Source organism: Paenibacillus swuensis (assembly GCF_001644605.1).
In the GTDB taxonomy this organism is placed as follows: Bacteria; Bacillota; Bacilli; order Paenibacillales; family DY6; genus Paenibacillus_N; species Paenibacillus_N swuensis.
The window spans coordinates 1,598,489-1,612,262 of the sequence record NZ_CP011388.1; the positions used below are offsets into that span (position 1 = coordinate 1,598,489).

General features: G+C 48.2%; 11 protein-coding genes. 2 read left to right on the forward strand and 9 right to left on the reverse strand.

Features of this window, described 5'->3' with window-relative positions; all coding sequences use genetic code 11:
• Positions 1–32: 32 nt before the first annotated feature.
• The gene (locus SY83_RS06950) at positions 33–422 is read right to left on the reverse strand and encodes a hypothetical protein (protein WP_082882372.1); all 390 of its coding nucleotides are present in this window, start codon (positions 420–422) and stop codon (positions 33–35) included.
• A 138-nt stretch (positions 423–560) separates the two neighbouring features.
• On the opposite strand from SY83_RS06950, the gene SY83_RS06955 reads away from it, so the two are divergent.
• Positions 561–863, forward strand: a complete 303-nt coding sequence (locus SY83_RS06955) for a hypothetical protein (RefSeq protein WP_068605459.1) — start codon at positions 561–563, stop codon at positions 861–863.
• Positions 864–937: 74 nt separating this feature from the next.
• Here the strand turns inward: SY83_RS06955 and SY83_RS06960 are convergent, their stop codons facing one another.
• Positions 938–1,162, reverse strand: coding sequence for a helix-turn-helix domain-containing protein (locus SY83_RS06960; RefSeq protein WP_019422432.1), 225 nt, complete (start codon positions 1,160–1,162; stop codon positions 938–940).
• Positions 1,163–1,342: 180 nt separating this feature from the next.
• Positions 1,343–1,915: a YhcN/YlaJ family sporulation lipoprotein gene (locus SY83_RS06965; RefSeq protein ID WP_068605461.1), complete on the reverse strand. Its 573-nt coding sequence runs from the start codon at positions 1,913–1,915 to the stop codon at positions 1,343–1,345.
• Between the two features lie 225 nt (positions 1,916–2,140).
• Here SY83_RS06965 and SY83_RS06970 point away from each other — a divergent pair, with 225 nt between their 5' ends.
• Positions 2,141–4,783: an NPCBM/NEW2 domain-containing protein gene (locus SY83_RS06970; RefSeq protein WP_068605463.1), complete on the forward strand. Its 2,643-nt coding sequence runs from the start codon at positions 2,141–2,143 to the stop codon at positions 4,781–4,783.
• Between the two features lie 61 nt (positions 4,784–4,844).
• On the opposite strand, the gene SY83_RS06975 is transcribed toward SY83_RS06970, so the two are convergent.
• From SY83_RS06975 to SY83_RS07000, 6 genes are all read right to left on the reverse strand, one after another.
• Entirely contained in the window at positions 4,845–6,392 is a 1,548-nt protein-coding gene (locus tag SY83_RS06975; protein WP_068605465.1) for an extracellular solute-binding protein, read from the reverse strand.
• Positions 6,393–6,483: 91 nt separating this feature from the next.
• On the reverse strand, positions 6,484–7,362 hold the full coding sequence (locus tag SY83_RS06980) for a carbohydrate ABC transporter permease (RefSeq protein WP_068605467.1): 879 nt from the start codon (positions 7,360–7,362) through the stop codon (positions 6,484–6,486).
• A gap of 17 nt (positions 7,363–7,379) precedes the next feature.
• Positions 7,380–8,351 (reverse strand): ABC transporter permease, encoded by a 972-nt coding sequence (locus SY83_RS06985; RefSeq protein WP_068605469.1) that lies wholly within the window; start codon positions 8,349–8,351, stop codon positions 7,380–7,382.
• Positions 8,352–8,526: 175 nt separating this feature from the next.
• Positions 8,527–9,615 carry a response regulator transcription factor gene (locus SY83_RS06990; protein ID WP_068605471.1) on the reverse strand — a complete coding sequence of 363 codons (1,089 nt, stop codon included), beginning with the start codon at positions 9,613–9,615 and terminating at the stop codon, positions 8,527–8,529.
• Complete coding sequence (locus SY83_RS06995) at positions 9,612–11,384, reverse strand: sensor histidine kinase (RefSeq protein ID WP_197479987.1); 1,773 nt, start codon at positions 11,382–11,384, stop codon at positions 9,612–9,614. Before SY83_RS06995 ends, SY83_RS06990 begins: the two co-directional genes overlap by 4 nt.
• 132 nt (positions 11,385–11,516) lie before the next feature.
• Positions 11,517–13,700: a glycoside hydrolase family 52 protein gene (locus SY83_RS07000; protein WP_068605475.1), complete on the reverse strand. Its 2,184-nt coding sequence runs from the start codon at positions 13,698–13,700 to the stop codon at positions 11,517–11,519.
• Between the last annotated feature and the right edge of the window lie 74 nt (positions 13,701–13,774).

The following is a 13,774-nucleotide window of genomic DNA, read 5'->3' on the forward strand; positions in this document are numbered from 1 at the left end:
GCCCCTGTTATGGAACCTTGTGTAAAGCAGGTTCATGACAGGGGCTTTATTTGGCGTGAAAGTGCGGCCATAAGTTCGGTTAAGGTTGTGAGTCTGTTCATTTCCTCCGCGCTGATGAGTTCCTCGTATCCCGTATTCGTTCGGGCAATTGCACAAGGATATCGGGTGGATGGCAAACCCGGTGCGAGCTCATCCAAATGCAAGAAGGTTACAGGGTAGCCCAGACTATGAACATATCTCTTCCATTCCTTGCGCATACCGGTCATGCCATAGGTGATTTCACATAGTTTGCAGGGATAGGTAGACGGAGATACGGTTTTGTGAATGAGGTCCATCAGACCATGAAGCATCCCGCTTTTGGCATTATAAACAAACAGGATTTCTTGAACTTGAGCCATGGCAGGTTCCAGCCTTTCGGGCATTTATAAAGTAATCATTACACCTATCTTAGCAAATCCAATGCTTCGTTGCACAGAACGTCCGAATTGGGTCAGATCTGTATTTGCTGTATAATATAGTTGAGATTGATGTATCGACTGACCCCGAAATGAGGTAGACCTATGGCGTTTGGTATTAAACGAGCAGAATTAACCGCATGGAAGAACACCGTGGCGAGCGGCAATATCGCCTTTCTTACCCACTATTGGGTAGAGCCCCGATTTCCGGGCATTCGTACCGTTACGAAGGTTGGTTGTTCGGATTTGAGACGATTAAAGGCCTGGTGCGTGGAGAACGGACTGAATCCAGCGTATATCCATCACCGTGAAGCTTATCCCCACTTTGACCTCATAGGACCCAAACAGAAAGAAATAATGCGTAAAGAGCAGTTGTGGGAACAATTGGAGCGATTCGGAGTGAACTGAGTGACATCAAAAAACCTCCCCGCTGTCTCCCGCAGGATTCAGACAAGAAGGTTGATCTAGAGGAAATAAAGGTGTCAGATCTTTAATTCCCCAAGCTTAATAAGTTCGACTACCGCTTGTGAACGACCTTTTACGTTTAATTTCTGCATAACGTTGGAGATGTGGTTACGAACAGTTTTTTCGCTGATGAATAATTGCTGAGCGATATCCCTTGTCGTCTTATCTTGGACCAATAGTTCGAATACTTCCCGTTCACGGTTAGTTAATAAAAATTTGCTTTTGTGGTCGCTACCCTTCATTTGTGCTCACCCCTCCTTGCTCGGGCTATGTTTGGTATACAAGGTAAAGGGATACAGTCAAATTCAGTTTATGAAGAAATGGGGGTATTGGTGCGATTGTCAAGAAAAATAGGCGGGTTCAAGGATTTCAAAAAAAACTCAACCCTCAGTATCGCTAAAGGTTGAGCCAGATGGCTGGGTTTATGGGGTTGTAGCAGGAAACATCCGCTCTGCCATAGCGTTAAATTCTTCTACAAAAGCCTGAATCGCGTGCCCCTTGCCCGCTTCCTCCGAAATCCGGTTGACCCGTGATACGAAATCCGGATTAGCTGAAACATAGATGTTCTTCATTCCGGGAGTCATCGCCGTAACTTGCTTGGAAATGCGCTGCTTTATCTCATCCGCCACGTCATCATAGCGACTCGTTTCGCTGTTCCGGGAGGTTATATCGGCTTTAGCGTTCATCCCCTTCTTCTGTTCCTTCTCATCCAGTACAACAGCCACGTAGACGTTCTGATCGGTAACCAGCACGTTCGCCGAGCGTACTTCCGGCATCGCCGCAATCCTTCTGGCCATTTGCCGGCTGACCTGCATCTTCGTATTATGATGAGTGTCCACGTCATGATTCGGTGATTGCAGCGTGCGGAAATCGGCCGGACCGGAATGAGCGTCGTCGTATTTCTGTGTCTCCCGATGACCATCCCCTCCGCAGGCCGTTAAACTCAAAGTAAGCCATACTCCCGCCGCAACGCTCATCCATTTGTTTCGTTTCATCGTGCTCACGCTCCAGTCAGATCAATAGGAAATCTCTCCCTTATCTTTCAACCGAAGCCTTGGCCTTATTCGTATTATTTCACAGCAATGAATAAAAGTAATAGCTCCATCGCCAACGTTTCGTTCAATGAACAGTAAACGCGGATCCCGTCTTCAGGCACAATAGAGTTGTCAGTTCTCTTTACGCAGAACCATAACTCTAGGCTGAAGGAGATGGATGAATTTATGAAGAACAAGTCCTCCAACAAGACGATCATCAGCTTGCTCTTGTCGCTGACGATGATCATGACAGCAACCCCGCTAACCGGATCCGCCGCTTCGCCGTCTACGCTGTCCGTTAGGGACTACGGAGCGAACGGGACGGACACGCTCGATGACAAAGCGGCGATTCAAGCCGCGATCGACAACGCCGCTTCGGGGGATACGGTATTTATTCCGGACGGAACGTATCATCTTAACGGTACCGTCAGAGGCAAGACAGGCGTTGCCATACGTGGACAATCGCGTGATCACACGGTCATCCGGTATGTGGACAGCCCGGAAACGTATATGTTCTATTTCTACAACGTGACGAACGCATCTATTAAGAATATGACGCTGGACGGCGGCAACAGCCTGGTCGCCATGTCGGCGGTGGTTTCCGAGTTCGGAGACCATAATGAAATGAGCGGATTGAAGGTCAAGGATTTCGCGGCGGTCGAAGGCTTCGGTCCCCACGCCCTCTACGTCATCGGATCCAATCATGTCCGGATTACGGACAACAATGTCTCCAACATCGGAGCGGGCTCCATCTGGGGCGCCGCGGTTCGCGCGGGCTGGGACTCCAAGAATGTCGCAGTCGAACGAAATGTTATCGCGAATACGGGACGCGGAGGCATTCTTATCAACGACGGAAGTTCCGGAGCCATCGTGCGGGGCAATCAGATCACAGGCTCGGGGCTGAAGGAACATGGACTGTCCATTGAACTTCATACGAATACGGATAACTCGATCATTGAGGATAATCAGGTGGATTTCTGGATCAGCGCCGTTCGTTCCAAGAACATCGCGGTGCGCCGAAATATCATTCATCCGACAGACGGACGTGTCGGCTCAATCGGACTAGAGATCATGGCGGAGAATGCCGTAACGACGGACAACGTGGTTAACGGGGGACAACAGGTCGGCATCCAGCAGTCGCCGGGAACGGGACACCAATTGTGGGGCTATAACGTCGTTAAGAACATGGTCATGTGGGGTATGCAGCTTCAAGGCGCAGGCTCCGGAGAGACGGAACAATACCAGTACTTCTACAGAAACTCCTTTATTAACACACAGCTTGGCAATCCGAAAGCCGCTTACCCGGGGTATGAAGGAAATGGCGTGCGCATTCACGGCAATTCGGAAAATCTGTCGTTCGACAGCAACCTTATTTCGAACAACGGGCGCAAGGCCATTGAAATCACGGGGGCACCAGGGGTCGATAAGCTCAGCTTCACGAACAATATCATTTATGGAAACAAGGACGTGACGATGGATCCTTATCCGGTTGCCGCGCAGCATCTGGAATGGTCGGGCAACATCGTGCACAAGAACGGCGCCAACGCACAACCTGTATCTCGCGGATTCACGAATCCGAAGCCCATTGCCGGCTTTACAAATCCAATCCTCGTTCGTGTGGGTGAACCGGTTACGTTTAGCAGCACCTCGACGGATAACGGATCAATCTCGACTTTTCTGTGGGATTTCGGCGCCGGTCTTCCAAGCGCTTCAGCCAATCCTACTTACGTCTACGACAAAGCAGGCGTCTATCGGGTAACGTTGGTTGTATGGGACAACGAAGGACGTTCAAACTTGAAAGAGAAACTCATTCTGGTTAGTCCTACTCGCCCGGACATGCAGAAACCGACCCCGCCAACGAATCTTACGTCTCCGTCTCTCACGGATGAAACTGTAACGTTAACCTGGAGCCCGGCTACCGACAATATCGGGGTTGTCGCCTATGACGTGTATAAGGACGGAACCCTTGCAGGTTCTTCGGCCCCGGGCGAAACTTTATTCACGATTACGGGCTTGTCGCCGACAACGAATTACGCCATCACGTTGCGCGCTCGTGACGCAGCGGGTAACGTATCGGATGCCAGCTCCGCTCTAAGCATAACGACAGAGCTCCCGGATTCAACTGCACCAACTACGCCGACCGGTCTATCCGTCGGTTCCGTAACCGGAACCAGTGCATCTCTGACATGGACGGCCTCAACCGATAACAAAGGTGTAACGAGTTATGTCATTTACCGCAACGGATCCCAGATTGGCGTGACATCCGGCGCGTCCAGCACTTCGTATACGGCAAATGGCCTCATTCCAGGAACAGCAAGCGCATTTACTGTGAAAGCCAGTGATGCGGCGGGCAACTTCTCCGAAGCAAGTAATGAGGTTACCGCCGTGCTGGCTCCTCCGGCATCCGGCACCGTCTATTTAAGTGACTACAGTTGGGATTACGGTGTGGCGGGCTGGGGCAATATCCAGAAAGATAAATCTTCCGACGGCAAGCCGATCACACTTAATGATGTCGTATACGCCAAAGGCTTGGGTACGCATGCCGCATCGACCATCATCTACACGCTCGGGGGAGAATACGATCGGTTCCAATCCGCCGTCGGCGTCGATGACGAAACATACGGCAATGGCGAAGTCAGCTTCGAAGTGTGGCTGGACGGCGTAAGGGCGTTCGATAGCGGCGTCATGAACGCAACTTCCGAGACGCAGCTCATCGACGTGGATGTAAACGGCGTGAACGAACTGAAGCTGATCGTAACGGGCGGCATCGCCGGAAGCGATTGGGACCATGCGGACTGGGGAGATGCCCGCATTATCTATCCGGAATGAAATAAGAAATAAGCAAACGTCCGACTCCTTGGAGTGCGGACGTTTGCTTTTGTATTCCATATTATTTCTTGGAATTGTACCATTCTGTCGCTTGCTTGATTAAATCTTCTCCGCCCTGCTTCTTCCAATTGCTTACGTAAGTGTCGAAATAGTCCACCGGCTGATCTCCAAGAACAATCTTCGAGGCGGCTTCAACGAACATCGTTGTAGCGGTTCCAAACTCGCCCACTTCCGGAAGCGAAGATTTAATCGCGGGCATCCCTAATGTAACGGAATCATACCCGTCCAGCTTGCCGACTTCGTATGTTGCTCCTAGCAATTTAACGGCTTCTTCGCCAACCTGAATTTTCATATGCGCTTCGTTCCAACCCGCTAAGTTAAACGCCAGTCCACGCCAAACCGAAGTTTTGTTATCGACATCCAGTTGTTTATTGTAGAAGATGTTGCCATTCTCTTTCGTATACGTGATACCCGGAACGCCGAAGTTCACAAATTCCTGACCTTCTTCCGTTACCAACCAATCAAAAAATTTAATGATAGCTTCCGGATTTTTGGCGGCTGTTGTAATATTAAATGTTTTGTTGAACGGCAATCTGCCGTATCCCGCTTGTTCCACACCCGGCGCTTTAGGCGTCGGAATGACAGCTACCTGCGCGCCCGCACCCGGAAGAGATTTGTTCAGACGGTCTTGCCAGTCCACCACAAGATCGGGAGCATGCGACCATACCGCGACTTGACCGCTTTGAATTTTCTGCTCCCATGTGTTGCGTTTGTTTGTCATGAATTCGCTGTCAATCAACTTCTCATCATAAAGCTGCTTTACAAAGGCAAGAGCTTCTTTCATCTTGGCGCTCGTATTGCTAGGAATGACTTGACCGTCTTGCAGCGTCCCGCCATGAACGGAAGTACCGAACATCCCCAGAATACTGTCCAACCAACTGAAATTTTCACGCGCGGAGAACGGGATTAAATTCGGATCCGCCGCTTTTAACTTGCGAAGCATATCCAGAAACTCATCGGAAGTTTTCGGAGCTGCGGTCACACCGGCCTTATCCATCAGATCCTTACGCACGTAAAGTACACGGTTTACAAGCGAATCACCTTTAGGGGCTTCGGGAATGCCATAAATTTTACCGTCAAGTTTAACACCGTCCCAGGCCGCCTGAGGGATGACTTTCTTCAGATTCGGTCCATACTGATCAATGAGTTCGTCAAGCGGAATCAGTTGTTTATTGATGTATAATTCGCCGTCCACGCCGTATCCTTGGACTACATCCGGAATTTCGCCGGCGGCGAATTTAATACGGCGTTGGTTATCCGCTTGACCTTGCGGCAAGAAGATCACTTCTAAATCCGTGTTCGTCTTCTCAGCCAGATACTTCAGTGTAGGATCATCCATCGACTTCCCGCCCGGAACAGGCTGGCTGAAGTCATTGGTCATAATCGACAGTTTAGCTGGCTTCACCGCCGTTTCTGCAGGAGGAGCTGAATTGTTCTTAGCAGCCTCTTTTACCTCATTTCCCCCGTTGTTGCCCGACGAACATGCCGCCATGGAACCCATAAGTGTTAATACAACAAGAGCGCTGACCCACTTTTTTGTTGCTTTCATTTCTTTTTCCTCCCCGGGATAACTTTGATTAAACTATATATGGAGATCCGTTGGATCGACATACCGTACACTAAATTGACACAATTAGTCTTTATTCTTTCACAGAACCCAATGTTGCCCCTTTGACAAAATGCTTTTGAAAGAAAGGATACAGTACTACAATCGGAGCGGTGGCCAGCACAATCGTTGCCATCTCAAGCGCTTTAGGAACCATGGACAAGCTGGATTCGGCTGAAGCTCCGGCGGCGATATCCGACATGGATCCCTGCATCAGGAAATAGAGATACATTTGAAGCGTTTGCATACCGCGATCGGTAATATAAAGTAACGGCGTAAAATAGCTGTTCCAATGACCTACGGCGTAGAATAACAGAAGCGTGAACAAGATAGGCTTGGAAAGCGGGACCGCGATCTGCCAGACAATGCGATAATCACTCATGCCGTCCACTTTGGCAGCCTCGAACAATTCTTCAGGCAAACTTCTAAAAAACGTAATGCACAGAATCATATTGAACGCGCTGATGGCGCCTGGAATGACTAATGCCCAGATGGTGTTCAGCATGTGGAGTTCCTTCACAACCATATAGACCGGAATCATCGGTGCCTGGAAAATCATCGTGAAAATCACGAACATCATGAGAACTTTGCGGCCGCGAAGGTGCATCTTTGAAAGCGGATAGGACGCGAACACGGTTAACACCATGTTGATTAGTGTCCCGATAACGACGACCTGAATGGTCATCCACGCGGCGCTCCAGAAAGCATCCGTGTTGGCGACCAGCTTGAAATGCTGCAGAGTGGGCTCCACGGGCCATAAAAACACTTCATTATGGATAATCGCCGAAGGTGAGCTTAAGGACCCTGCAATTACATGAAGAATAGGGATTAGAGCTATGATGCTGAGAAGCGACAATAATATAATGTTGAATCCGTCGAATAACCGTTCACCTGCGGATTGTTTAATTTGCATAGGTTGATTCCTCCTGTTTAGTATAGGCCTTCCCCGGTTAATGACTTGCTTATGCGGTTCGCGCCTACCAGCAAGATGAATCCGATGACGGATTTAAACAATCCGATCGCGGTTGTAATACTGAATTGTCCGTTGATAATACCCGCGCGATAGGAATAGGTATCCAACACTTCACCGATTTCAAGCGTCATCGGACTGAGGAAGATGTAGATTTGCTCAAATCCAACGTCCATGACATTACCGATCTTGAGAAGCAGCAAGATTACAATCGCGGGAAGTAATCCTGGAAAGGTGATATGAACAAATTGCTTCCATCGGTTCGCTCCATCCATCTTGGCGGCTTCGTACAGCGAAGGATTAATGCCTGATAGTGCGGCCAGGAAAATGATGGCGCTCCAACCCATCTCCTTCCATACACCCGCCCCCACCACAACTGAGCGGAAGTATTCCTTGGAATTCAGAAAGTTTACCGCTGGATCGCCCATAGAAGTAATTAAATTATTGACTAAACCGGATTGTGTGGAGAACATCATATAAGCAAGACCGTACACAAGCGTCCATGACAGGAAATGGGGCAAGTATAACAAAGTCTGTATGGAGCGCTTGAACATCATGTGGCGCAGTTCATTCAGAAGACAAGCAAGCAGAATCGGCGCAGGGAAAGCGAATGCAATCTGATAGAAACTGATGACAAGCGTATTCTTAATAATCCCGTAGTACTGCGGATTCGTGAACATGACTTTGAACCATTGCAAACCCACCCACTCGCTGTCGGCGAAGCCTCTGAAGATGTTATAGTCTTGGAAAGCGATTACACTCCCGAGCAAAGGAAGATATTTAAACATAATGAAAAACACAATCATGGGAATTAGCATCACATAGAGCGCGTGGTTCTTCCTGACATATCTCCAGAAAGACTCTCTCTTGACAGGTTTGCGCAGCGCCTGATTCATGCTGATCGCTCCCGGCAACGCTTGTTCATTACTCATCTTGCTCCACTCCTTCTCTGTTATATGTTTATTATAAATCGCGGTCTTTTGAAATCGAATAGAGGATGTTTAGCCGTTACTATGACGATATTTGGGAGTTGGAGAAGAATCACAAAAAAACCGAAGCTCTCCATACTGGAGCGCTCCGGCTTAAGCCTGACGTCATAGACCTTCTCTATGAATCCATTCGCCTTTTATAATCATTAGGCGTCATTCCGTAATGCTTTTTGAACAATTGAGAGAAATAAGCGACATCTTCATAGCCTACCGCATTGGCGATTTCATAGACACGATCTTTGGTCTGCAGAAGCAGATCCCTTGCCTTCTTCATACGCTCCGCGACAATATAGGACCAAATTGTCATCTTGGTCTCCTGTTTAAACAGCGTGCACATATACGATTTATTCATAGCTGCCTCGTCCGCCAGGTCCTGAAGGTTAATCTGTTCACAGAAATGTTCCCCGATATAACGCTTGATCTGGCTGATGGCTTTAATCGTGGGCTGATCCCTTGCCCCGCGCATCGTGTCCATAATCCGGTTGCCGCCCTCTTCCAGCCGTCTTACAGCACATAAGCGGAAATAACTCCGAAGTCTCAATACCGGAAGTTTGGCTTCACCCAGACCCAGATCTTTACCTTCATCCAGCTCAAGTATGAATTGTTCTGTTGTTAATTCCTCTATAATCGTCCTAAGCCACAGGTTGGAAAGCGCATTGAGCAGATAATAGTTTCCGTTCACCCAATTCTCCAGCATATCCAGCGTGTCCACGATGAGTAACGGCAAAGTTGCCGCATTAAGCGTACGAATCTGCTCCAACCATGAATTCATCATCCCGTGATGATGGGGAAGCTTTCGTAAAATCAAGTCAGCCGCCACGCGGTCCCGATCCCGGGTGATGCTCATCTGTGCTTTCAGCAACGCTTCGTTCAGCAGATCCTCATCCACAGGTTTCAGAATATAATCCAACGCGTTAAGCTGAATACTCTGTTTGGCATATTGGAAATCATTGTAGCTGGAGACAACCATGCATTTCATCCAGGGATATTTCGCATTTATCTGTTCAATTAATTGCAGCCCGTCCATAATAGGCATCCGAATATCCGTAATACAGATATCAGCGTAACATTCCTCAAGCCAGTTCAGAGCCGCCTGTCCGTTCTCCTCCAACCCCGCAACGATGATTGTATCTGTACATTCCTCAACAGAGACACTCAGGCTCTCGCGAATGACAGGAGCATCATCGACTACCAATACACGGATCATAAGCCATCATCCTCCCTTGCGCTGTCTTGAGCCACCCGGTAGGGAAACGTAAGACTAACCTTTGCTCCTCCATACGTCGAGCGGTCGACTTCAAGTGTCGCCGAATGATCTCCGTAAAACGTCATAAGCCGGTAACATACGTTAAGTACGCCTATGTTCGATAATTGTGTGAAGTTCTGTTCGGGTTGTTGCCTGTTCAGTTTGTTCCTGAGCTCCCGAAGCTTCTCATCCGTGAAGCCGATTCCGTTATCCAGAATATCAATACGCAGCGTAAGATCATTTAACCGATAAGCATTCACTTCCACGATCAGCCCTCTTCCGGTCACTTCGTACCCATGCTTTATGCAATTCTCTACAAACGGCTGAACAATCGCCTTCAGACACTGCGCTTCTTCAATGAAAGGATCGGTATGAATTCTAAAATCAACCGCATCGCGATATACGCTTTCCATAACCCGGATATAGTCCGCCAGATGCTTCATTTCCTGCTTAATGGTAACAACCGCTTCCTGATAGTTGGAAGTATATCTAAGCATGTTGGATAGCGCTACCGTTGTTCTTCTGATTTCCTTGTGACCTGCCAGATGAGCCATGGAATTAATGGATTCCAGCGCGTTGTAGAAGAAATGGGAATGGATTTGGGATTGCAGCGCGGACAGAACCGCCCTCTGCTGGACAAGCCGTGTCTCCGCAAGTTGAATGACCGAAGAATCAATACGCTCCAGCAAGTGATTATAAGCGGCTCCGAGTTCGGCCACCTCATCCGTGCCTTGCACATTCAGGCGAATGTCGAAATTCCCCATTCTTGTCTGTTTAATCGTTCTTCGCAGATCCTTGAGCCGCTTTGTAATTGAGTTCGCCAACCATACTACCAGAATGACAGCGAGCAGAAGCCCCGTTCCCGTCATGATAATAGTCCAGTTGCGAATATCGGTAATACTCTTGGCCAAATCACTGTATGGTATCAACACGAGAACCTTCCAGCCGATCCGGGGGATGGACTCATAAACCATCATTTCCTTGGTTTCCGGAATATATTGAGACCCATGGGCTTTCGGTTTCAATCGTTCTTCAAGCGAGTTATGGATCTTCGTTGTGATCCGCTCGGACTCCGGTGAAGATACAATAATGCCTTTCTCATCAACAAGCATGGCATACCCGTTATGACCCAGGTCAATTTCATCCAGAATCTCCCTGATCGCCAACAGCGATAAATCCATAACAACATATACCATGTGCCCGTTATATATAAGTTTGTGATAATAACGCAGCACCGGTACTTCAACCGGATAGGACTTGCTGTCGGTATAACTTGGAGAGAAGAGAATCTTTCGGCCGGTTGTCGGATTTGACGGGTCATTCAGTACATTTAACTCATCTTTTAATGAATATTTGGTGTTGAGATAGATTTGATTGTTCTTATCGCTCCTGAAAATACTTTCATACCCGTTCACATGATAGATCATGATGGAAAGCATTTCTGGATGATAGGTGACGAATGGTTCTATAAATCGGGAAGCCATCGTCTGATAAGCGGAAACCGATTGATATTTGTTACGCGCCACCGCCCATTGTCTCAACTCTTCACTGCTGATCAATGTTTGGAAAAAATGCTGGCTGTCGTTCATGTACCGTCCCAAATTCAAATTAGCCTGCTTCAGGATTTGGCTGCTGAAACGCTCCACATCATGATCAATCGCCTGTGAACTCTTAATGAAGCTGAAACTTCCGATGACGGTCACAACGAAAACAATAATAGATGTAATCATAAGCATGAGCTTCCACTGCAGTGAACTCCTGATGATATTCAGCATATAGATCCCCTATCCTGCATTCAGCTGTTAGTCTATTTATACTAACAGCTTCATCATTTCCCGTATAGATTGCAGCATAGAACATCCTTATATGTTGATGGATGGGGGTAATTCATAGATGATGCGGCCGTCTAGCAATTCGGTTGTAACTTTCGGCGCGGTTCCCGTATGCCAGTCCGCGAATAACAGAAGCGGAATACTCATCGAACCGCGAAGCGGATTAACGAGCATCTTCCCTTCCACAGCATCGCAGACGAATCCTGCGGCCGCATCCATATATCCATAAACGGCAACCCCGCGCGGATAGAAGCTTAAATTATTACCGTAGAACGTTTCAAAGAACATAGCGGTCTCTTGGGTGTTGGTTGTACATTGCCAACTCCAATAATTCTCCGCAAGTGTTATCAAGTCAATTCCTCGATAAGCTGCGGCTATATCGCGTATCAAATTCATAGAAATCCAGCCTACTTTGGGGGAATGACTGGCAAGTCCAGGAACGAACACACTTGTGTCCTCCTGTTCGATATAGCTCGTATGCCGGCTGCCGTAGCGACCCAAAGTCTTCTCTGTTGACGATACCAGGTCACTCTTCAGTCTGCTTGACTCGAGTCCGGTATCATGTCCGACCATATCCAGCAGGGCGAGGCCGTTGGCTGTATAGATGTGGTGAGCATCCCAGCCCGCCAGTTCTCCGGATTTCGGCTCCCCTGTCCAAGGATCGATTGTACCGTCCAACGTTCTGGTTAACGTTGCCGCGTAATGATCTTCCAGCCAACCTTCATCTTCAATCGTTTCCAATGCTTTCTGCTGAAATTCGCGGAAATCTTCCAATTCGCCATGACCTGCATATTCCAACATCTTTATACCTGCCTGACATGCGGCGAGCGACTTCACACCAAGATATACTTGTTCCGATCCGTATTGAATTGCCGGCGAAGCGTCATCCAGTGTGTTGGCGCAGCCTTTATTCGGGATTCCGTTGCCGGTCGTATCGCATTTGACAATGAAGGACATCAACTTACGAATAAATGCTTTGTGCGTGTTCAGAACATCGGATTTACCTGTTCTTCGCCAATGCGTGTAAGCAAGCAGAATGTAGTTGGCGCTTTCTTCCACTTCCATTTCATGAGGGTAAAATTGTTTGGTGCTGTCCCCCATCACACCCATATCATGCGAAAGGAATACCGTATCTCTGCCTCTTTCTCCAAGGCAACTCTCCCCGTCCTTAGCAAACAACGGCCACTGGTGTAATTCATATTCAAGCAGTTCCGGCCAAACGGTCAGATAGAACGGTCCTTGCGTATATTCTACGTCCACCGTGGAATGGAAATAACAATTGCCTTCCCAAACCGTGAACCAATCTTGTCCGTTCTCTCTGACAACCCACCAAGTATTCATCAGCCATGAGTGTAATGTTTGAATCAGAAGTTTCGTCACGGAATCACCCAGCGTATGGTTAGACAGGATATCATGAATCCTGACTGCATTGGCCTGAACTTCTAACGCGTTCAAAATAGCCCATTCCACAACCTGTTCCAGATTCTCAAATCGTCTTGTGTACTCGAACGGGCAGTTGTGACCCAGCACATTCAGCAAAGGCTGATCGTAAACGCACCAAGCAAGAGACAGAACCGAACCTTTCTCACCTTTGGAAAGGGAAAATGGAGCGGCAACGCCTTGCCCCTTCCATTCCCCTTGCAATATCGCTACTTGATCCGTACATGAAAATCGCTCTTCATGATAGCGAATCTCTCTGCGCGTATCATCCTCTTCATATGGACGATAGATGGCGGAGTCATATCCGACCTCTGCCACCCTGCCTCTAGAGTTCCATGAAAATCCCTCACCATGGATTTCCAGAAATGCATCACCTTCCACAAGGTCTTCCGTTTGCGCAATCCAACGGAAAGAGGATGGCATTCGGTCTACGGCAAGCTCTGTGTAAATTACCGGAACCGTACTGAATGCGGCATCTCTTGGGCGAAAAGGAATCGTAACCGTCAGTTTCACACGAATACCCGTTGCGGCATCAATGCCGCTCAGTTTCATGGAGCAAGCGCTTGAATCCTGATCCATAAACTCGAACAGATTCCCTTCGGCCGTCAGCGGAAGAACCAACTCCCGTTCTTGCAGTTTCACACCTGCTTTTATATGTAAAGGGATGCCCGGATGCTTACCATGCCTGATCAAATAAGCCTGCCGGTTCACAGGATCCCAAGTCATTCCAAGTCTCGAACCCAATACACTTAAACAATCTCCCATAAGCTGCATAATTTACGCTGTCTCCTCCCGAAATTACCGATGTACCCTTTAATTATAGCCACTCTATAGGATGTGCTGTACTG